14 protein-coding genes and 1 pseudogene are annotated in these 20,839 nt (G+C 66.2%); 8 read left to right on the top strand and 7 right to left on the bottom strand.

Annotated elements, in window-relative coordinates:
• Positions 1-18 precede the first annotated feature (18 nt).
• Together gcvH and ACF3M1_RS12815 are read left to right on the top strand one after the other, a co-directional pair.
• Entirely contained in the window at positions 19-414 is a 396-nt protein-coding gene (gene gcvH, locus ACF3M1_RS12820; protein WP_394001221.1) for a glycine cleavage system protein GcvH, read from the top strand.
• Positions 415-1,283: 869 nt separating this feature from the next.
• A complete protein-coding gene (locus ACF3M1_RS12815; RefSeq protein ID WP_394001219.1) occupies positions 1,284-1,829 on the top strand; it encodes a hypothetical protein in 546 nt (181 codons plus the stop codon).
• 126 nt (positions 1,830-1,955) lie between these two features.
• Here the strand turns inward: ACF3M1_RS12815 and ACF3M1_RS12810 are convergent, their stop codons facing one another.
• Positions 1,956-3,392, bottom strand: coding sequence for a serine hydrolase domain-containing protein (locus tag ACF3M1_RS12810; protein ID WP_394001217.1), 1,437 nt, complete (start codon positions 3,390-3,392; stop codon positions 1,956-1,958).
• Between the two features lie 96 nt (positions 3,393-3,488).
• On the opposite strand from ACF3M1_RS12810, the gene ACF3M1_RS12805 reads away from it, so the two are divergent.
• Together ACF3M1_RS12805 and ACF3M1_RS12800 are read left to right on the top strand one after the other, a co-directional pair.
• Complete coding sequence (locus ACF3M1_RS12805) at positions 3,489-4,079, top strand: LemA family protein (protein ID WP_394005270.1); 591 nt, start codon at positions 3,489-3,491, stop codon at positions 4,077-4,079.
• Between the two features lie 148 nt (positions 4,080-4,227).
• Positions 4,228-6,120 (top strand): M48 family metallopeptidase, encoded by a 1,893-nt coding sequence (locus ACF3M1_RS12800; RefSeq protein WP_394001215.1) that lies wholly within the window; start codon positions 4,228-4,230, stop codon positions 6,118-6,120.
• Between the two features lie 24 nt (positions 6,121-6,144).
• Here ACF3M1_RS12800 and ACF3M1_RS12795 read toward each other — a convergent pair whose 3' ends face one another.
• Positions 6,145-7,752 (bottom strand): GMC family oxidoreductase, encoded by a 1,608-nt coding sequence (locus ACF3M1_RS12795; protein WP_394001213.1) that lies wholly within the window; start codon positions 7,750-7,752, stop codon positions 6,145-6,147.
• Between the two features lie 121 nt (positions 7,753-7,873).
• Between ACF3M1_RS12795 and ACF3M1_RS12790 the strand changes: the two genes are divergently transcribed.
• Positions 7,874-9,247 (top strand): NTP/NDP exchange transporter, encoded by a 1,374-nt coding sequence (locus tag ACF3M1_RS12790; RefSeq protein WP_394001211.1) that lies wholly within the window; start codon positions 7,874-7,876, stop codon positions 9,245-9,247.
• 6 nt (positions 9,248-9,253) lie between these two features.
• On the opposite strand, the gene ACF3M1_RS12785 is transcribed toward ACF3M1_RS12790, so the two are convergent.
• The 3 genes and pseudogenes from ACF3M1_RS12785 to ACF3M1_RS12775 form a co-directional block, all read right to left on the bottom strand.
• A complete protein-coding gene (locus tag ACF3M1_RS12785; protein WP_394001209.1) occupies positions 9,254-9,652 on the bottom strand; it encodes a hypothetical protein in 399 nt (132 codons plus the stop codon).
• 10 nt (positions 9,653-9,662) lie between these two features.
• A pseudogene (locus ACF3M1_RS12780) lies at positions 9,663-10,150 on the bottom strand (hotdog fold domain-containing protein).
• 87 nt (positions 10,151-10,237) lie between these two features.
• Positions 10,238-12,715 (bottom strand): acyl-CoA dehydrogenase, encoded by a 2,478-nt coding sequence (locus ACF3M1_RS12775; protein WP_394001207.1) that lies wholly within the window; start codon positions 12,713-12,715, stop codon positions 10,238-10,240.
• Between the two features lie 191 nt (positions 12,716-12,906).
• On the opposite strand from ACF3M1_RS12775, the gene ACF3M1_RS12770 reads away from it, so the two are divergent.
• From ACF3M1_RS12770 to ACF3M1_RS12760, 3 genes are all read left to right on the top strand, one after another.
• Positions 12,907-13,527 (top strand): TetR/AcrR family transcriptional regulator, encoded by a 621-nt coding sequence (locus ACF3M1_RS12770; RefSeq protein ID WP_394001205.1) that lies wholly within the window; start codon positions 12,907-12,909, stop codon positions 13,525-13,527.
• Positions 13,528-13,814: 287 nt separating this feature from the next.
• Entirely contained in the window at positions 13,815-14,552 is a 738-nt protein-coding gene (locus ACF3M1_RS12765) for a helix-turn-helix domain-containing protein (protein WP_394001203.1), read from the top strand.
• A gap of 83 nt (positions 14,553-14,635) precedes the next feature.
• A complete protein-coding gene (locus ACF3M1_RS12760; protein WP_394001201.1) occupies positions 14,636-16,462 on the top strand; it encodes a phosphoenolpyruvate carboxykinase (GTP) in 1,827 nt (608 codons plus the stop codon).
• Positions 16,463-16,474: 12 nt separating this feature from the next.
• On the opposite strand, the gene ACF3M1_RS12755 is transcribed toward ACF3M1_RS12760, so the two are convergent.
• Both ACF3M1_RS12755 and ACF3M1_RS12750 read right to left on the bottom strand, forming a co-directional pair.
• On the bottom strand, positions 16,475-16,996 hold the full coding sequence (locus tag ACF3M1_RS12755; protein ID WP_394001199.1) for a hypothetical protein: 522 nt from the start codon (positions 16,994-16,996) through the stop codon (positions 16,475-16,477).
• Between the two features lie 122 nt (positions 16,997-17,118).
• On the bottom strand, positions 17,119-19,992 hold the full coding sequence (locus ACF3M1_RS12750; RefSeq protein ID WP_394001197.1) for a TonB-dependent receptor domain-containing protein: 2,874 nt from the start codon (positions 19,990-19,992) through the stop codon (positions 17,119-17,121).
• Between the last annotated feature and the right edge of the window lie 847 nt (positions 19,993-20,839).

Raw genomic sequence — 20,839 nt, 5'->3', positions numbered from 1 at the left:
TGTTTCCTGGAGCCGACCATGAGCGAAATCCCTGGCGACCTGAAGTTCCTGAAGTCCCACGAATGGGTCCGCATCGAAGGCGACGGCAAGGTCACCGTCGGCATTTCCGATCACGCCCAGGGCCTGCTCGGCGACCTGGTCTACGTCGAACTGCCTGCGGTCGGCGAGAGCGTCGAGGCCGGCAACGGCGTCGCGGTCGTCGAGTCCGTCAAGGCCGCGTCCGATGTCTACGCCCCGGTCTCGGGCACGATCGCCGCGGTCAACGCCGCGCTGGCCGACAAGCCCGAAACGATCAACGAAGACGCCTACGGCGAAGGCTGGCTGTTCGTGATCCAGCTCGACGATCCCGAACAGCTCAACGAGCTGCTCGCGCCCGACGACTACGCCGAACTGCTCGAGGGCGACGAGGACTGAGTCCATCGTCCATCCGCAGTGTGGTTGCCGGCCGGCGCGCTTCGAAGGAAGCGCGCCGGTTTTGTTTGGGGCGATGTCCACTCGCTGGATGCGCCGATCGGTCGACATCGTGGACCGGCGGTGTCGACGCACGCGACCGATCCGCGTTCGCTTCGCGGCATCCGTTCCTCGCCGGACGACGCCGATCGCGTACGAATCGGCTGCGCAGTTCTCGCGCAAACCCGTCGTGCAGCCGCGCAAAACAGGGTGGGCGCACAGCGATGCATTCACCGCCTGGCAGGTTGGGTGACGCGCGCGTCGTCGGCGTCGTGGCGCACGTCGAAGTCGTCGACACGCAGATGGAATGTGCAGACGCGTCATCGAATATCACTTGTTTTTGCCTCTTTCCTCGACACGTCGTCGATGCGATGCCGCCGATGTCGAAGAGCGACGCACCGGGAGGGCGTCGCCATTCGCCCCTCGCATCGCGCGCGCGTCGACGGCGTCGCAAAAAAAAACCGTGTCGACCTGTTGACAGTGGAAAAAACGGTGATTAGGTTTCGCGGCAACAGACGTCTGCCGCCAAACGAGTGAGTCGAGCCACGACAACAACGCGCAGCACAAACCGGAACTCCGCCAGGAACATCACACGGTGGATGCGGGCAGCGTCACCGCCGAAGAAGTCCGACACCGAATTCGACATCCGCGCCGACCGAATGGCGCGGATGTTTTCGTATCACCGGGATCCCGTCGTGTGCCCGACGACTCTCCCTTCGAATCCGTTCCGATGCGCGATGCGCGCCGGCGGTTGCACGCGGGTCCGACTCCCGCGCGCTGCTTGAGAACTGGGCCGCTGTACATGCAAGTCCACTGACGAGGAGAGCCATCACATGGCCACGAAGAAAGCTGCGAAGAAAGCCCCCGCCAAGAAGGCGACGAAGAAAACCGCGAAGAAGTCCACTGCCAAGAAGGTCGTGAGCCGCGTCAAGAAGGCCGTCAAGAAAGTCGCCAAGAAGGTCGCGAAGGCGACCAAGCGTCCGACCAAGAAGGCCGCGACGAAGAAGGTCGCCAAGAAGAAGGTCGCCAAGAAGAAGGTCGCGAAGAAGACCACCAAGAAGGCAGCGACCAAAAAGACTGCAAAGAAGGCCGTCAAGAAGACCGCGAAGAAGGCGGCCAAGAAGGCTGCAACCAAGAAGTCGACCAAGAAGGCCGCCACCAAGAAGACGGCGAAGAAGGCGACCGCCAAGAAGTCGACCGCGAAGAAGGCCGCCAAGAAGCCGGCTGCCAAGAAGACCGCGAAGAAGGCCGCGACCAAGAAGTCGGCCACCAAGAAGCCGGCCGCCAAGAAGGCGGCTTCGAAGAAGGCGCCGGCCCGGCGCGCGAAGAAGTCCGCTGCGCCCGTCGTGATTCCGACGACGCCGACGCCGCTGATCTGATCCGCAGCACACCGCACCACTGAAGCTCTTCCTCCGCGTGCCCAGGCGGGGGAGGAGTTTTTTTATGGGTCAACGCCGGCGATGGCGTGCCCGGCGGATCGGCGCGATACCGTCCGATGCAGTGGGTCAGTGCGGTGTGGCGACCGCCCGGTTCGAGACCGTGCCGCCGGACTCGCCGGTTGCCGGCACGTGCTGCTGACGGGCCGCATGGAGAACCTCGATGTTGGGATCGACGTCGAGCCAGCGCTGCGGCGGCAGTCCGATCGCACGATCGAGGATCGTCGGCATCAGGCCCGACGGCAGACCACTCTCGCTGTTCCACAGCACCACGATGCCCAGATCACGCTCGGGCATCATCGCCATCAGGCCGCGATAGCCCTGCACCGCGCCGCCGTGGAAGACCACGCGATGGCCGGAATAATCGAACACGCGCCAGCCCAGGCCGTAGCCGGCGGCATTGAGGCGGTCGCGCCGCCATGACGAATTGCGCATCTCGGGCGGCGTGCCGACGATCGGCGCCTGCAACGTCGCGAGCAGGGGCGCGGGCAGCACGTCGGGGCGATGGCCGGTCTGCGCGATCATCCACTGCGCCATGTCCTGGATGCTGGCATTGACACCGGCCGCCGGTGCGAGCCGGTAGTAGGTGGGCTTGGGCATCAACGAGGTCCAGCCGCCGCCGGCGCGCACGTGGGGCTTGGCCCAGCGCGTGCTCGCCTGGATGCCGTCGAGGCCGTAGCTCGCGTCGTTCATGCCGAGCGGTTTGAAGATGCGGCGCGAGACCGCCTCGCTGAAGAACTGGCCGGACGTCGCGAACACGACGTCGCCGATCAGGCTGAAGGCGACATTCTGGTAGGCGTAGCAGTTGCCCGGCTGACACGTCATCGGCGCGGCCGAAAGGCGCTGCACGAGATCGTGGTAGTCGGCGTTGCGCTCGATGTCGCGGTCGTAGGTGTTGCGGCCGAGGCCGACGCGATGGCTGAGCACGTCGGCGACCGTGAGCTGTTGCGCGGCCAGGGGATCGGAAAAGCGCAGTGACGGCATGTAGTCGACGATGTGGCTGTCCCAGCGCAAGGCACCCTCGGACACCAGCATGCCGGTCACGGTGCCGGCGAATGCCTTGGACAGCGAGGCGAGGCGGAACACGGTGTGGCCGTCGACCGGTTCGGCCGACTTGACGTCGGTGATGCCGTAGCCGCGCGCGCTGAGCACTTCGCCGTTGTGCACGATGGCCATGGCCAGGCCCGGGACGCGCTGGTTGGCGACGAGATCCTGGGCCATCGCCTCGAACAGGCGGACGTCGAAACCAGCGGCGAGCGGCAGCGCCTGCTTGACCGGCATCAACGGCTGCGGCTTGACGGCGTCCTCGCGGCTGACCACGGCCGGGCGTTCGCTCAGTGGCACCACCGCGTGCAGCTCGGCCACGTCGGCGTCGATGTCCTCGCTTTCGGCCGGTGCACTCTGGACGACCGGACTCTGCGCTGCGGATCCGAGTGCCGCGGGCAGCAGCAATCCGATCAGGCCAAGCCGGGCGAGATGCCGGCGCGTCGCGTGTCGGCTTTTCATCGGGCCTGCCCCCTGCGTATGCTCTGGCGGATGGGGGCGATGATAGCGCCTGATTTCCTTTCTGCATGAACAAGGGGAAGTTTGATGGGTAGCTTTCTGATCCTGCTCGTTTTTCTGGGTATCGCGATTGCATTCGCGCTGTGGGCGGTGGGGATCTATAACGGGCTGGTCACGGCGCGTAACGCGTTCAAGAACGCGTTCGCGCAGATCGACGTGCAACTGCAGCGGCGGTTCGACCTGATTCCCAATCTGGTCGAGACGGTCAAGGGCTACATGAGCCACGAGCGCGAAACGCTCGAGGCCGTGACACAGGCGCGCACCATGGCGCAGGCCGGGCTGTCGGCGGCCAAGGCCGATCCCGGCGATCCGGCGGCCATGGCGCAGTTGGCGCAGTCGCAAGGCATGCTCAACAGCGCGCTCGGCCGGCTGCTGGCGGTGTCGGAGGCGTATCCCGACCTCAAGGCCAGCCAGAACATGATGCAGCTCACCGAGGAGCTGACCAGCACCGAGAACCGGGTCGCGTTCGCGCGCCAGGCCTACAACGACTCGGTGATGGCCTACAACAACCGCCGCGAGGTGTTCCCCTCGAGCGTGGTCGCCGGCATGTTCAACTTCAAGGAAGCGGCGCTGCTCGACATTCCCGCCGACCGCGCCGAGGTGCGCGAGGCGCCGAAGGTGTCGTTCTGAGGGCCGGGACGGCCGGACATTCGTCCGTGGCAGGCCGGACTCCGGAAATGGACATTCGCCACTGTCGCGACGCACGCGCGGTCTGGACGTGCGGCGTGACGGCGCGTTTCCACATCACCGGCTCCCGTTCTCCCGTCCCGTCGGCGGCATGAACTTCTTCGAACGCCAGGCGCAGGCGCGGCGCAACAGCACGCGCCTGGTCGTGCTGTTCGCGCTGGCGGTGCTGGGTATCGTCGTCGCGGTGGATCTCGTCGTGCTGGCGATGCTCGGGCCGCGGCCGGGTCCGATCGTCGTCGCCACGCTGGCCACGCTCGCGGTCATCGGCCTGGGGTCGCTGTTCCGGATCGCCTCGCTGGGCGCAGGCGGCGACAAGGTCGCCCAGCAACTGGGCGGCGTGCCGGTGCCGGAAGACACCACGGATCCGAACCTGCGTCGGTTGCGCAATGTGGTGGAGGAAATGGCGATCGCCTCCGGCGTGCCGGTGCCGCGCATCTACGTACTCGAGCACGAGAGCGCGATCAATGCATTCGCCGCCGGCTATTCGCCGTCCGATGCGGTGGTCGCGGTGACCCGCGGCACGCTCGACCGGCTCAACCGCGACGAGCTGCAGGGCGTGGTCGCGCACGAGTTCAGCCACATCCTCAACGGCGATATGCGCCTGAACATCCGGCTCATCGGCGTGCTGTTCGGCATCCTGATGATCGGCATCATCGGTCGCAAGATCCTGTTCCACGGCCGCGGCGTGCGCGGCAACGGCGCGCTGGCTGTGTTCGGCCTGGCGCTGGTGGCGATCGTGGTCGGCAGCCTGGGGGTCTTCTTCGGGCGCATGATCAAGGCCGGCGTCAGCCGCAGCCGCGAAGTGCTGGCCGACGCCTCGGCGGTGCAGTTCACGCGCCAGACCCAGGGCATTGCGGGGGCACTGAAGAAGATCGGCGGCCTGGAGTCCGGCTCGCAGCTCGCGCGCCGCGAGGAGGCCGAAGAAGTCGCGCACATGCTGTTCGGCGACGGCATGGGCCTGAGTGGGCTGTTCGCGACCCATCCACCGCTGTTGCAACGCATCCAGGCGCTGGAACCGGGCTTCCGGCCCGAGCAGCTGACGCGGCTGCAGGCGACGTGGCTGTCGACGCCGCCCGACGGGATGCAGGAAGACGTAGCCCTTGGCCTCGTGCCGCCGGGCGAGCTGCCACAGGCGGGGAGCGCACTCGCGGTGACGCCGCCGATGGTGGCCGCGCAGGTGGCCCGCCCCCACGACGACGATTACGAGCGCGCACATACCCTGGTGATGTCGGTCGGCGAGTCCCTGCACAACGTCGCGACCCATCGCGACGCGGTGATGCCTCTGGTGCTGGCGCTGCTGTTCGACGCCGATGCGGGCGTGCGAGCCAAGCAGCGGACGGAGATCGTCGGCCGGCTGGGCACGGCGATCGCTACCGAGGCCGAGCATCTGCAGCAGACCCATCTGCTGACGCTGCATCCGATGCTGCGCCTGCCGCTGGCCTCGATGGCGTTTCCGGTGCTGCGCCGTCGCCCGCGGCCCGAGATCGGTGCGTTTCTCGATACCGTGCACGCGATGGTCCATGCCGACGATCATGTGTCGCTGTTCGAGTACTGCCTGGGCCAACTGCTCGAAGTGCAGCTGCGCGAGGCGCTCGATCCTGCGCGGCATGCACGCTTCGGCCGGCGCAAACCCGGCAACGTGAAGCAGGAATTCGCGACGCTGCTGTCGGTCGTCGCCTGGGCCGGCAATCCCGGCGATCGCGCAGCGGCGCAGCGCGCCTACCTCGCGGGCATGCAGCGGGTGCTGCCGCGCGACCATGTGCCGTACACGCCGCCCACGCGCGGCGTACTCGCGCTCGACGATGTCTGGGAACCGCTCGACGCGCTGGATCCGCTGGCCAAGCAGGTATTGGTCGAAGCGATCACCGCCGCCGTCAGCCACGATGGCCAGGTCAGCGTCGCCGAATCCGAACTGCTGCGGACCATCTGCGGCGTGCTGCACTGTCCGCTGCCGCCGACGCTCGAACAGCTGCCGCATCGCTGAGCCCGGCGCCGAGGCGCCGTCCGCTCAATCGGATCCGCGGATCAGATCGGCCGCGCGCTCGGCGATCATGACCACAGGGGCGTTGGTGTTGCCGCCCGGCAGCGTCGGCATGACCGACGCGTCGATCACCCGCAGGCCGTCGACGCCGCGCACGCGCAGCGATGGATCGACGACCGATGCGGCGTCGTCGCCCATGCGGCAACTGCCGACCGGGTGGTACACCGATTCGGCCTTGGCGCGCACGAACGCGGCGAGCTCGGCATCCGACAGATCGTCGCGCGCCGGGAAGATCGGCGCACCGCGCACCGTGTCGAACGCCGGCTGCGCAAGAATCTCGCGCGACAGTCGCGCGCATTCGACCATCGTCTTCAGGTCGAAGCCGTCGGGGTCGGTCAGATAGCCGGCATCGATGCGTGGCGCATCGCTGATGCGGTGGCCGGCCAACGTGATCCGCCCGCGGCTGCGGGGGCGCAGCGCGCAGGCGTGCAGCGTGTAGCCGTCACCGGGCAGACGGTTGCGGCCGTGGTTGTCGAGCATCGCGGGCACGAAGTGGAGCTGGATATCGGCGCGTGCGTCCGGTGCGAGCCGGGAACGGACGAAGCCACCGGCCTCGGCGATGTTGCTGGTGCCCGGGCCGCGGCGTCCGCGCAGGTAGTAGTCGAACGCGACCGCCGCATCGCTGAGCCGGTCGTAGCCGATGCGCCGGGTCGAGTGGTGCAGCGTGCAGATGTCGAGGTGGTCCTGCAGGTTGGCGCCGACCTCCGGCGCGTCGTGCACCACCGGAATCCGCAGCCGCCGCAGGGCGTCGGCCGGCCCGATGCCGGAGAGCATCAGCAACTGCGGTGAATTGATCGCGCCGCCGCACAGCAGCACCTCGCGCTGCGCCGGCTGGTGGAAGGCGCCGCGCGGACTCGCGTAGACGACACCGCTGGCACGGCCACGTTCGAAGGTGATCCGGCTGGCGAGCGCGCCGGTCTCGATGGTCAGATTGGGCCGCGCACGCGTCGCCGCATCCAGATAGGCCACGGCGGTGGAGCAGCGCGCGCCGTCGCGCTGGGTGACCTGGTACAGGCCGACACCGTGCTGGTCGGGCCCGTTGAAATCGGTGTTCGCCTGATGGCCGGCCTGCGCGCCGGCCTCGACGAACATGCGTGAGAGCGGATTGACGTGGCGCAGGTCGGACACGGTCAGCGGGCCCGCCGCGCCGTGCAGCGCATCGCCGCCCCGTGCATTGCCCTCGGCGCGCAGGAAATACGGCAACACCGCCGCCCAGTCCCATCCGGTGGCGCCCAGGGCCGCCCAGTCGTCGTAATCCGCCGGCACGCCGCGGGTGTAGCACATCGCGTTGATCGAGCTCGAACCGCCCAGCACGCGGCCACGCGGCCACCACAGCCGGCGCCCGTCGAGCGCGGCCTGCGGCTCGGTGTCGTAGTTCCAGTTGAGCCGGCGCAGATTGACCAGCTTGGCCAGGCCGGCGGGCATGTGGATGAACGGGTGCCAGTCGCGCGGGCCGGCCTCGAGCAGCAGCACGCGCACGGCCGGATCGGCACTGAGGCGGTGCGCCAGCACGCAGCCGGCCGAGCCCGCGCCGACGATGACGTAGTCGTAGACCGGGGCGGGACGTCGGGACATTCGGGGCCGGCTGCAGGAGACTGCGCAAAGCATAGGCGCTGCGGGCGCGCCCGGCGCTGGCGGTGGCCGCGGGCCTGGGCTAACGTGCGCGTCGTCTTTCCGCCCGCGATGCGTGGACACGATGATCGAGCCCGCCGCCGCCTCGCCGGGTGCGCGCAGTCCCTTCCGCACCGCGCTGGCCGAGTCGCCGCCGCTGTGGTGGGCACTGCTGTATTTCTTCTGCCTGCTGTGCGGCTATTACGTGCTGCGGCCGGTGCGCGATGCGATGGGCGCCTCGTCGGACATCGCGGCGGTGTTTCCGCCGGTGTTGCTCGACTGGGCCGCGGCGCGCGGGATCGCGCTCGGTGACTTCACGCTGCAGGTGCTGTTCACCAGCACGTTCGTCGTGATGCTGGTGCTGCAGCCGCTCTACGGCGCGCTGGTCTCGCGCTACCCCAGGCGCGTGTTCCTGCCGACGGTGTATCTGATCTTCATTGGCTGCCTGTTCGGGTTCCGCTGGGCGTTCGACACCGACCTTCCGGGACGTGGGGCGCTGTTCTTCATCTGGATCGCGGTGTTCAACCTGTTCGCGGTGACCGTGTTCTGGAGCTTCATGGCCGACGTCTTCGACAACGACCATGCCAAACGCTACTACGGCTACATCGGCGCCGGCGGCACGATCGGCGCGTTCCTCGGGCCCTTCATCACCACGATGCTGGTGGGCCGGATCGGCGTGGCCAACCTGCCGCTGGTATCGGCCGGATTTCTCGCGGTGTGCCTGCTGTGCATCCTCAAGCTGCGCAGCTGGGCCCGGCGCAACGAGGGTGCGCGGGGCGCCCGCGATGAACGTGCGATCGGCGGTTCGATCTGGGCCGGCCTGAAGCTGGTGGCGAACGATCCGCTGCTCCGAGGCTTGGCGCTGTTGATGTTCTTCGGTGTCGGCGTCGGCACGCTGCTCTACAACGAGCAGGCCGCGATCGTGCGCCAGTACTACCCGAGCGCCGAGGCCGCGACCCGCTACTACTCGATCATCGACTGGGCCGTCGCCAGCGTGACCATCCTCGTGCAGCTGCTGCTGACCCGCTGGCTGCTGCGCCGCTACGGCGTCGGCCCGTTGCTGCTGCTGCCGGCGATTGCGATTCTGATCGGCTTCTCGTTGCTGTCGGCGTCGCCATACCCGCTGCTGGTCGCGGTGGTGCAGGTGCTGACGCGGGCCAGCGAGTTCTCGCTCGCCAAACCCGCGCGCGAGACGCTGTATACGCGCGTCGACCGGGAGTCCCGCTACAAGGCCAAGGCGGTCATCGACACCGCGGTCTACCGCGGCAGCGACGTGACCTTCGTCTGGGTGCACAAGGCACTGGCGACGCTGGGCTCGAAGATCGTGTTCCTGGCCGGCATCGGCATCGCCGTCGGCATGCTGCTGGGCGCCTGGCGGGTGGTGCGCGCCGAGCGCCGGCTGCCTGAGCAGCCGGCCGATGCGCCTGCGCCCGACAGGCCGGCATCGCGCGCTGGCTAGCGGTCGTCAGCCGGCTGCGGCGCCTCGCGTCGCGGCAACTGTGAACAGCAGCGCGCCGACGAGGAACAACCCGCTCAGCGCATGCACCAGCGGGTGCGGCAGCCGCAGCCAGACACGCTGCAGCACGAGCCGCAGCCACCAGAAGCCGGCCATGCCGGCGAGCACGGCACGCCCCAGCGACGTACCGGCCAGTTCGCCGGGCATCGCGAAACAGAGCAGGGCGATCGCGCCGAATACCCACACCAGCTGTGCATTGGCGATCTGCAGGATCGCGCGGTTGGTGCGCGAGGTCGCCTGCAAGGTGCGCGGCCAGCCGAACAGGCGCCAGAAGGCGAGATGGAACAGCGCGAACGCCGCGCTGTGCGCACCGCAGGCGAAGATCAGCCCGTCGGAGATGTTCGGCATCGGCACGCGCTCATCCGCGGGTGCTGCGGCGCGGTGAGACCCACATGTCGATCCGCGCGCGGAACACGGCGTCGCCGGCCGCGTCGCGGATCACCACGTCCACCGGCAAGGCGTATCCCGCGTCAGCCTCGACCGGCGGGCGCGCGGGCGCGCGGGCGTCGCGGTGGCGTGCATCGTGCCGACGGCCTTCTTCAGGTACTCGACGGTCATGCCCTTGGGAATCCAGCGCATCGACGCCGGAATGCTGACCTCCGTGGTCAGCCCGCCGATCAGTTCGGCCAGATTGCACAGCGCGATCGCATGGACGCTGCCGATGTGGTTGGTGACCGCGCGACGGTGGCGCATCGTCGCTTCGCCCTGGCCGACGCGCAGCGCCGTGATGCGCGGCGCGATGCTGGCGAAGTAGGGCGCCTTGCGACAGACCAGCGCGCCGAACAGCCAGGTGCCACCCGGCCAGCGTACGAGCCGGTTGCGGAGGTGCAGCAGGGACATGGGCATCGGCGTCTCCAGGCGGTCACGACCATGGGCCGGACACGACAACGGCGGGACCTGCCCGCCGTTGTCGTGGTCACGCTTCGAGGCGGGTCAGGCCGCTTCGCGCGACTGGCCGCGCGTGCCTTCCGGCGCGCGGTAACCGGCCGACCGCAGTTCCTCGGTGTCGAAGTCGTCAACGGTGATGGTGTCGAGCGTCAGCTCGCGCAGCTCCTGCAGCAGCGTGCGCTCTTCGGCGGTGATGTGGCCTTCGCGCACCGCCTCGTCCAGCTGCGCGTCGTAATCCAGCGCCTGGATGCCCTTGCCCTTCAGCGCCTTGAGGAACTTGCGTTCCACCGGCTCGGCGGCGATGGCCTTGGCCAGGTAGCTGTCGATCCGGCCGCCGGGGTTGTTCTCGCACGGGGTGAGGAACACGCCGTGCGCGAGGCGCGAGCGGGCTTCGTTCGGGGTCATCAGCAGGGCGGCCACGCGACGCGACAGACGATCACCGGGGGCTTCGGCACGACGGCCCCACGGGAAGATCAGCAGCCACATCAGCCAGCCGACCGGACGGATCGGGAAGTTGCGCAGCGCCGCCGACAGCGCGGTCTCGATCTTGTGCACGCTGTCGTGGAACGCCCACGCCAGCAGCGGCTGGTCGGCCTGCGGCGCGCCCTCGTCGTGGTACCGCTTGAGCATCGCGCTGGTCATGTAGATATGGCTCAGCACGTCGCCCAGACGCCCGGACAGTGATTCCTTGAACTTCAGCTTGCCGCCGAGCGTCAGCATCGACACGTCGGCCATCAGCGCGAGATTGGCGGAATACCGGTCCAGCTTGCGGAAGTAGCGGCGGGTGTAATCGTCGCCCGGGGCCGCACCGATCTTGGCGCCGGTGAAGCCGAACCAGATCGAGCGCACCGCGTTGGAGATCGCGAAACCGATGTGGCCGAACAGGTTGCGGTCGAATTCCTCGAGGCCACGCTGCTCGTCCGGGTCCTGCGCCGCCTTCATTTCCTTCATGACCCACGGATGGCACAGGATCGCGCCCTGGCCGAAGATCAGCAGGCTGCGCGTCATGATGTTCGCGCCCTCGACGGTGATCGCGATCGGCGCCGCCTGCCAGCTGCGGCCGGCGAAATTCTTCGGGCCGAGAATGATGCCCTTGCCGCCGATTACGTCCATGACGTCGCTGATGACCTCACGGCTCATCGAGGTGCAGTGGTACTTGGCGATCGCCGACGGCACCGACGGCACGTCGCCGCGATCGACCGCCGCGGCGGTCGCCTGCGACAGCGCGCTGATCGCATAGGCCTTGCCGCCGATGCGCGCCAGCGCTTCCTCGACGCCCTCGAAGCGGCCGACCGACAGGCCGAACTGCTTGCGGATACGCGCGTACGCACCGGTCACGACGGCGCCTGCCTTGGCGCCGCCACTGGCGGTCGAGGGCAGGGTGATCGACCGGCCCACGGCGAGGCACTCGTTGAGCATGTTCCAGCCCTTGCCCGCCATCTCGGCGCCGCCGATCAGCTGGCTCAGCGGAATGAACACGTTCTCGCCGCGGATCGGGCCGTTCTGGAACGTCGAATTGAGCGGGAAATGACGACGCCCGATTTCGACGCCTGCAGTGTCACGCGGCAGCAGCGCGAGCGTGATGCCGATGTCCTGGGTGTCGCCGATCAGGCCGTCGGGGTCGTACATGCGGAAGGCGAGGCCGATCAGCGTCGCCACCGGTGCCAGCGTGATGTAGCGCTTGTCGAAGGTCAGGCGCACGCCGAGCACGTTCGCGCCGTTCCACTCGCCCTTGCAGACGATGCCGTAGTCGGGAATCGAGGTCGCATCCGAACCGGCGAACGGGCCGGTCAGGCCGAAGCAGGGAATCTCCTGGCCGACCGCGAGCCGCGGCAGGTAGTAGTCCTTCTGCTCGGTGGTGCCGTAGTGGTTGAGCAACTCGGCCGGACCGAGCGAATTGGGCACGCCGACGGTCGAGCTGACGACACTCGACACCGACGACAGCTTCTGGATGACCTTGTGGTGCGCCAGCGCGGAGAAGCCGAGGCCGCCATAGGCCTTGGGCACGATCATGCCGAAGAACTTGTTCTGCTTGATGTAGTCCCAGATCTCGGGCGTCAGATCGGCATGGACGTGGGTGATTTCCCAGTCGTTGATCATCGTGCACAGGGTTTCGACCGGCCCGTCGAGGAAGGCCTGTTCCTCGGCGGTGAGCTGCGGCTTGGGATAGTCGAGCAGCGTCTGCCAGTTCGGGTCGCCGGTGAACAGCTCGCCCTCGAAACCCACCGAGCCGGTTTCCAGTGCGATGCGCTCGGTCTGCGACAGCGGCGGCAGCACCTTGCGGAAGAACGTGAGCAGCGGCGCGGTCACCAGCGACTTGCGCAGCGGGGCGATCAGCAGTGGCACCGCGATCAGCGCGACGATCGCTGCGGCAACCAGAGTGGCGACCGGGTGGGCACCGAGCAGCCAGCACGCGAGCAGCAGCGTGATCGTCATCGCCGCCCAGTAGGCGAGGCGCAGGCGGTGGTAGGCGGCGAACGCGCCGGCGAACAGAAACGCGAGGAAAGGGATCGCGACGCTCATCATGAACTCCGACAGTCGGCAGGAAAACGGAGCTTGGCTCCAGGACATCCGCGTCGGTGCCGGCTGGCACGGCGACGCTGACCGTACGGTCGAGTATGGTGACCACTCGGGATGCTGTCAATGCTGCCTGCGACCGTGTGTCTGTCTTGTCGATACTGTTGCGGATGGAGGCGTATGGATAGACTGTCGCGATGAGCAGACCTGCCACCAAGCTCGCGGCCGTCGCGCCGCTGACCGAGGCCCCGCCGGTAGAGCGTCAGGGCCGTCTGAGCGCCGACGACTGGGCCCAGGCCGCACTCGACCTGATCGCCGAAACCGGCGTCCAGGCGGTCGCGGTGGAACCGCTGGCCCGACGCCTCGGCGTGACCAAGGGCAGCTTCTACTGGCATTTCCCCTCGCGCGATGCGCTGCTGCAGGCGGCGCTGGAGCGCTGGGAGAACGTCGAGCAGGAGGCCCTGTTCGGCGCGCTGGAAAAAATGCCGGATCCGCGCGAGCGCCTGCGCGCGCTGTTCCACATGGTGGCGCGCGAATACAAATCGCATGTGATCTACAGCGCGTTGCTGAAGGCGCAGGACCACGCCACGGTGAACCCGGTGATCGAACGCGTGTCCCAGCGCCGGCTCGACTATCTCACCGCATCGTTCCGGCAGGCCGGTCTCGGCCGCGAGGACGCGCAGCACCGGGCGCGGCTGACCTACGCGGCGTATGTCGGATTCCTGCAGTTGAACCTGCAGCTGCATCAGGCACGCATGCAGCAGGACGAGTTCGACGCCTACGTCGAACATCTGGCGCAGACGCTCGTTCCGGCCTGATCGCGTGAACCCGCTGCCGGCGTGTTGCGCGTCGACGCGGCCCTCTCGATCACGCCGGCCCGTTCGCACTGGAGGCGTGGACGTGCGAGTGGCTGCAGCTCCGCGCGATCTCGGTGGCGTCACGGGCGGTGGCATGCGGCGGCGTGGACGCCATGCACAGTCGAACGCAGGCACTGGCGTCCCGGCAGGGAAGGCGCCTATGCAGGCCCGCCGTGTTCGCGGCGCCGCCGAACGTGCCTTGTCGGACGCGTTGCGCGCGCTGCTGTCGCGCCGCGTATCGTGACCGCATGAGCCTGTCCATCGATCTCGTCGACGCCCTCAAGCGCGCCCTGCGTGCGCAGGGCATGACCTATCGGGATCTGGCGCAGCGTCTCGATCTGAGCGAAGCCGCGGTCAAGCGCATGTTCTCGCTGCGCGCGATGACGCTGGCGCGGCTGGAGGCGATCTGCGAGGTACTCGGCCTCGGTCTGCAGGAACTCAGCGGTGATGCGGGACGTGGCCGCCCCCCGCTGGTCCAGCTCGACGAGGCGCAGGAACAGGCGCTGGTCGACACGCCGCCGCTGATGCTGGCGATGTTCCTCACCCTCAACCGCTGGCGGCAAGAGGATGTGCTGGCGCGATTCTCGTTCACCGTGGCGGAGTGGACCGGCTTGATGGTGAAGCTGGACCGCCTGGGCATCATCGAGCTGTTGCCGGAGAACCGCGCCCGCATCCTGACCGCGCGCAACTTCCGCTGGCGGCAGGACGGGCCGATGGAGCGGTACTTCCGCGCAGTGCTGCTCGAGGATTTCTTCGCCGATCCGTTTTCGGGCGAGCGGGATACGCTGCTGCTGCTCAGTGGAAGCCTCGGCGCCGACAGCCTGGTGCAACTGAAGTCCCGGCTGGAGGAGCTGGCGCGCGAGTTCGACAGCCTGCTCGCGCGCGATGCCGGCCTGCCGGTCGAAGAGCGCACCGGCGTCAGCCTCGTGCTGGCCCAGAAGCCCTGGATGCTGCGGGTCTTCGAACCCTATCTGCGCCGCGGCTGACACCGGTAGCTGCCGCAGTGCAGCGCGACTGGTTGCAAATGTGACGACTAGACTCGCCGCATGTCCCGCGCGCAGGAGTCGCCATGAACGCAGTGCCCTCGACCCCGGCCGTGCCGGACACCCGGTGCGCGCGTCTCGACGCCTGGGTGGCCGATGTGGCCGCGCTCACGTGCCCCGATGCGATCCACTGGTGCGACGGCAGCGATGACGAGTACCGCGCGCTGCTGGCCGGCATGGAAGCCGACGGCACCTTGCTGCCGCTCAATCCCGATACGCATCCCGGCTGCTGGCTGCATCGCTCCGATCCCGAGGACGTGGCCCGCGTCGAACACCTGACCTTCGTCTGCACGCGCGCACGCGACGACGCCGGCCCCAACAACCACTGGATGGCACCGGACGAGGCGCACGCCAAAATGGATGCGCTGTTCGACGGCTGCATGCGCGGCCGGACGATGTACGTCGTGCCGTACTGCATGGGCCCGATCGACTCGCCGCTGGCGCGCTGCGGTGTCGAGATCACCGACTCGCCCTACGTTGTCGCCAACATGCGCCTGATGACCCGGATGGGCGCCGCGGCACTGGCGCGCATCGAACGCGAAAGCGCCGTGCGCGATGCCGACGGGGCGCCGGGCGACGCGTTCGTGCGTGGCCTGCACTCGCTCGGCGAGCTGGATCCGGAGCGGCGGTTCATCATGCATTTCCCGGAAGACCTGACGATCAAATCGTTCGGCTCCGGCTACGGCGGCAATGCGCTGCTCGGCAAGAAATGCCATGCGCTGCGCATCGCGTCCTGGCAGGCGCGGCAGGAAGGCTGGCTGGCCGAGCACATGCTGATCGTCGGCATCGAGACACCGCGCGGCGACACCCACTACATCGCGGCCGCGTTCCCCAGCGCCTGCGGCAAGACCAACCTCGCGATGCTGATTCCGCCCGAGGCCTACCGGGAGGCGGGCTGGAAGGTCTGGACGGTCGGCGACGACATCTGCTGGATGCGCCCCGGTGCCGACGGTCGTCTGTGGGCGATCAATCCGGAGGCGGGGTTCTTCGGCGTGGCGCCGGGCACATCGGCCGCTTCCAATCCCAATGCGCTGGCCACCATCCAGCGCGACACCATCTTCACCAACGTCGCGCTGACCGACGACGGCCAGCCTTGGTGGGAAGGCCTCGACGACCGCGTGCCGGCCACCGACTGGCGCGGGCGTCCCTTCGATCCGGCCAACGGGCCGGCCGCCCATCCCAATGCGCGGTTCACCGTGTCGGCGGCGCAATGCCCCTCGTACTCGCCGCGCGCCGAAGACCCGCAGGGCGTGCCGATCTCGGCCATCGTCTTCGGCGGTCGCCGGGCGACGACGATGCCGCTGGTCTTCGAGGCGCGCGACTGGACCCACGGTGTCTTCGTCGGCGCGACGATGGCCTCCGAGACCACTGCTGCGGCGACGGGCCAGGTCGGCATCGTCCGCCGCGATCCGATGGCGATGAAGCCGTTCTGCGGCTATCACTTCGGCGACTACTTCGCGCACTGGCTGTCGTTCGATCGCCCCGGCGCGCGCCTGCCCAAGGTGTTCCACGTCAACTGGTTCCGCAAGGATGCCGACGGCCGGTTCCTGTGGCCGGGCTTCGGCGAGAACCTGCGGGTGCTGGAGTGGATCATCGGACGGGTGGACCAACGTTCGAACGCGATCGACAGCGTCGTGGGAAATTTGCCCTGCCCAGCTGGCATCAGGCTTGAGGGTCTTAAACCAACTACGGGCAGTTCAGGGGAACTCCTAGGGGTCGACGTCACGACTTGGAGAACCGAACTGGGCTTAATCGAGGCATTTATCGAGAGCGTAGGCGAGCGAGTGCCCGGTGCCTTGAATGAAGTGCTACGCCGTATGAAAACTCGATCCGAGTCGGAATGGGGTGGATAATGCAGCGCGACGCTATTTCCCGCCGCCGCATGCAGTGGAGTTGATGCAGTGGCCGCGCTGATCTAACAGGTTGCGAGCATCTTCCCGTTCTCGACGCATCTGTGCCGCCGTCTTGCAGACGCGAATGGTGAGATGACTGTCGCGTCGCCGCTCGCGTCGGCAGACGAGCTGCTCATTCACTGGAGTTGAAGCCACTGCATCAATACTTTGCATCAGCTCGGAAAGCTCGCTTCTTTCCCGCGCCTCGAGTTCGTCGTAGTGCTGGCGAGAGGCGGCGATTTCCAAGGCGCGCGCCTGCAGACTTTGAAGCCTCGCGCGCTCTGTATCGGTAAAGGTGTCATAGGGCGGGCGCCTGTCCCGTATATCGCCCGCCATCTCTGTGTATTTGGTGCGCAATTGTTCTAGGTCGACTGCGACTATCTCATTGGACGCCAAAACAGGAAGGGTCAGAAGAGCGATGGCAAGTAGCAGCAGCGGGGGTTTCCTGGCGCTCTCTGTTAGACGTTTTTGATCCTGCGAACGTGGGGTCTTCATAACGTACCGTCCTGTAGAGCTCAATCAGTCTTAGGATCGTTCTTTTAGCGGCACAGCACCGAAATAAACAGAAAAATAGGAGGCGGACTCACGTCCGCCTCCTTCATGCTTCGCTTGAACGATCAGAAACGGAACGTGACGCCGAGGTTGTAGTAGCGGCCGACGGTGTCGTACCACTGCGGGAACGTATTGCCACTGTTCTCGGTGGTCGAGCCGATGTCGCTGCCCACAATCGGAGGCCGCTTGTCGGTCAGGTTGTTCACCGAGAGGCTGATCTCCGCGTTGAACGGTGCGCTGTAGCCGACACCAAGATCAAAATAGCTCGTCGACGGAATCGTGCTGAAGGGCTCGAACCACGGGCCCGTGCCCGGTTCGACCTCGAGGCTGCTGTAATAGCGCCACGCGAGCGACAGCGACAGGTCGCTGACCTCCCAAGTGGTGCGGAACAGTGACTTGAGGTCGTGGCTGGGTGTGCAGCTCGTGCTGTAGTAGCCGAGACAATCGCGCACGCCGGAGGTCGGGGTCGCTTCGAAATCATCCGTGCGCACTTTGGTGATGTCGAGGGCGAGACTCAGCCTGCCGTACGATTCGGGCAGTGATTGCCCGTAGCGCACCCCCAAATCGAAGCCGTCCTTCTTGATCCGGCCCAGGTTCGAGCTCAGCAAGCCGATGCCGGCAGAGTCGGAGCCGTTGAAGGTGCCGTTTGCCGTGGAGCGACCAATCAGCTGGCAGTTTTCGTTGAAGGTTAGCCCCGGGTTCAACGCTGTCGAATAACAGCCATTGACAACGTCAGCGACGCTTTGCTCAGACACGGCTTCTTCGAGCTCGATCTTCCAGTAGTCGAATGTGATCGCCAGGTCGTTGATCGGGGTCCAGACAAAACCCAACGTCTGCGTGTCCGCGAGTTCGGGCGTCAGCAGAGGATTGCCGCCTACGAGAACATTGACCTGCCCAGCGGAAGGCTGGTCGAGGTTGCCGATAAATGCGGTCGGCACACCAGTCTGTCGACAGAGATTCGCGAGCGTGCCGGGCGTACTGGCATCCGCAGGACTGATCGCGGCGCCTGCACACGGGTCGACTGCGAGATTGTCGAGACCAGTCACCTGGGGTGCGAACAGCTCACCAATGTTGGGTGCACGGGTTGCGCGCTGGAACATGCCACGGAACCGCAGACTTTCAATCGGCGCCCATTCTAGGCCGTACTTCCAGCTTCCATAGTCATCGCCAGTGCCTGCGTCGGATGAGAAATCCGAACGGCGGTAGCCGAGCTCAAGCGACAGCGTATGGGCGCCCGGAACACCGTTGACCAGTGGCACGATAACTTCTGTGAAGCCTTCAGTCAGTGAGAAGCCGCCTGCGCGATCAGGGAACGGTGCGCCGGTGCCCATGACCTCGCCCTGGATCTGCGAGGCAGCGTCGGCTCGTGTGCGTGCCTCCGCTTTACGATATTCCACGCCGGCCGCGATGCCAATGGGGTAGTCGGACCAAGGGCTTTTGATACCACCCAAGTCGCCGGAGACCGTAAATGCAGCATTTTCCTGCTCGACGTTTTGCAGTGAGTAGGAGCTGAGGTTGATGAAGGCCAGTTGCTCCGGCGTGATCGAACCCTCATCGCCCCAGACATTTAGGGGCACGCAACCGTTTGACGGATCCACACATGCGGTGGTGCTGAATGCATTCATTGCCTGACGAACTTTGGACAACGAGCCCCAATTGCCTGCGACTGCGAGCTGTTCCGACTCGCCGTGCGACCAGAACGCGTCGTAACTCCAGTTGTCGCTGATGTCGCCGCGCAGGCCCGCGGTAATCTGAAAGGTCTTGGTGTCGAAATCGTTGAGGCGGGGGCCGAGTTCGACCAAGCGACGCGAGATCGAAATGGGGACCACCGTGGTTCCCGCAGCACCGGAGACACAGCCCGCAGCAGCGATGCCACGTACCGCGCAGATCTGTTGGCGCGTAGCTTCGGGAATGAACGGGTTTCCGATCGGCACATTGACGGACTCGCCGAATATTCCGCTAGGCGCCAGCGTGGAGGCGACTCGCGAACGCGTGTAGTTCGCCTGGCCATACACTTCGGCGTGACGATTGATCTCGAACCGGCCGAGCGCCGTCGCCTGATAGCGATCAAGGCCCGTCTGATAATAATTGAGTGGGGCGTAGTTGTAGAACGAGTAGGTAGGCACGAGCGCGCCGGTTGCAAGATCAATCTGCTGGCCACTGAGGCTCGGGACACCCGTCACCGTGCTGCCCACCGAGAATCGACCCGGGATGGCAGTTCCTGAACCGCCCTGGGTGCCGTCATCCGAGAACAGCGCGAACTCGCCATATTCCCTGGACCCCTGGAACACGGGGTCCACCTTCGTGTATCCGAAGCTCAGCACCGCGTTACCACGACCATCGGCCGTATTGGCGCCTAAGGTCAGTTCTGAGCGCTGGCGAGCGCCGTCGCCATACTTAGATTGACCGTAGGTAGTCGAGAATTCTGCCCCTTCGAAATCTCGGCGCAGCATGAAATTCACGACACCCGATATCGCGTCAGCACCGTAGACGACAGAGGCACCACCTGTAAGCAGGTCAACGCTCTGGAGGAGGGCAATCGGGATCGTATTCGTGTCGACAACGCCGGCAAGATCGTAAGGCACGGGGCGCCGTCCATCGACGAGTACTAGCGTGCGGTTGGAACCCAGACCGCGCAGATCGAGCTCTGCAGCGCCTGTCGAGCCGTTGTTGGTGCCAGGTCCGATGGAAGGTGTGACGCTGGGGATCTGTTTCACAAAGTCTTCGACGGCGGCCGGCTGCGTCCGGAGGAAGTCATCTCGATCGATGCTTGTCACAGGGCTGTTAGACGTGACTCCGGGGATGGTGATGCGACTGCCCGTCACGGTAATGGCGTCCAGCGTCGTCGGGTCAGCTGTAGCGGCTGGAGACGCCGTCTGCTGCGCGAGGGCCGCGCCAGAGGTGCCGAGGCCAGCTGCTCCACTGATCAGCGCCACCATGATTGCGTCTCGAAGTCTTGTAGTTCTCATCGCGATCTCTCTCCGAAAAGATAAATGGGATCCAACGAACAATGACCCGGCGCAAAATTTAACGCCAAATACAGCAAAGTCATTTCGATATTAGTCTTCGGCGCGAGAAAATTAAAGCTTCGTTATTTTTTAGTAAAATCAATAACTTAAGATGTTTTTTTAAGGAATTTTGCCTCGGGCCGGCCTCAAGTGGTCACCTATGGAGTAGGAGTGAGACTCACGCGCGGACTTCGGCTGACCATTCAATGGGAGGATTGACTCGGGCCCAGTCGCCTCATCTCCCTCGTGTTCTCTGCGTTCACCCCCTATCTTGGAGCTTAGCCATGAGACACACCCGTACGTTGCCTGGTCGCATGACTAGCGGATTGCAGCAAAGGCTTCATACGGGCATGGCGCGGATCAGCGAGCCTTTGTCGCGCTTCGGGGGGGGGGGGGGGGGTGGGGCCAGGTTTTTCAAAAGAGACTGCCGACACACCACGCCACGCTTATGAAACAGCGAAAGACAGAAGGCGTTGCGTAGATGGGCATTCGGGGGGGGGCAAGAAGCACCTTTGCGGGTGGGGGCGGTGGTCGCCCCTTATGTGCCGCTCCCGATTTGAAGACGATCGGTGTTCAGTTGTGCGGCAGATCAGCTTGGATGGTGGGGACTGGGCATCGAGCGCTGGGCTGATCGGCCAGCGGCGTCTAATCGGCGAGAAGCGCCTCTACGTCTACCTCTGCTACAAAGCAGCATTCGGGCTTCACAAGCTTCGACCGCTCTTGGGCAAAAGGAGGGGCTTCCATCATCCAAGGCTGGCAGCGCGTGATAACGCTCGGC

This window comes from Luteimonas sp. WGS1318 (genome assembly GCF_043187535.1).
In the GTDB taxonomy this organism is placed as follows: Bacteria; Pseudomonadota; Gammaproteobacteria; order Xanthomonadales; family Xanthomonadaceae; genus Luteimonas.
The sequence above is the reverse complement of the archived record's forward strand: the minus strand, read 5'-3'. Positions and strand labels throughout refer to the sequence as shown.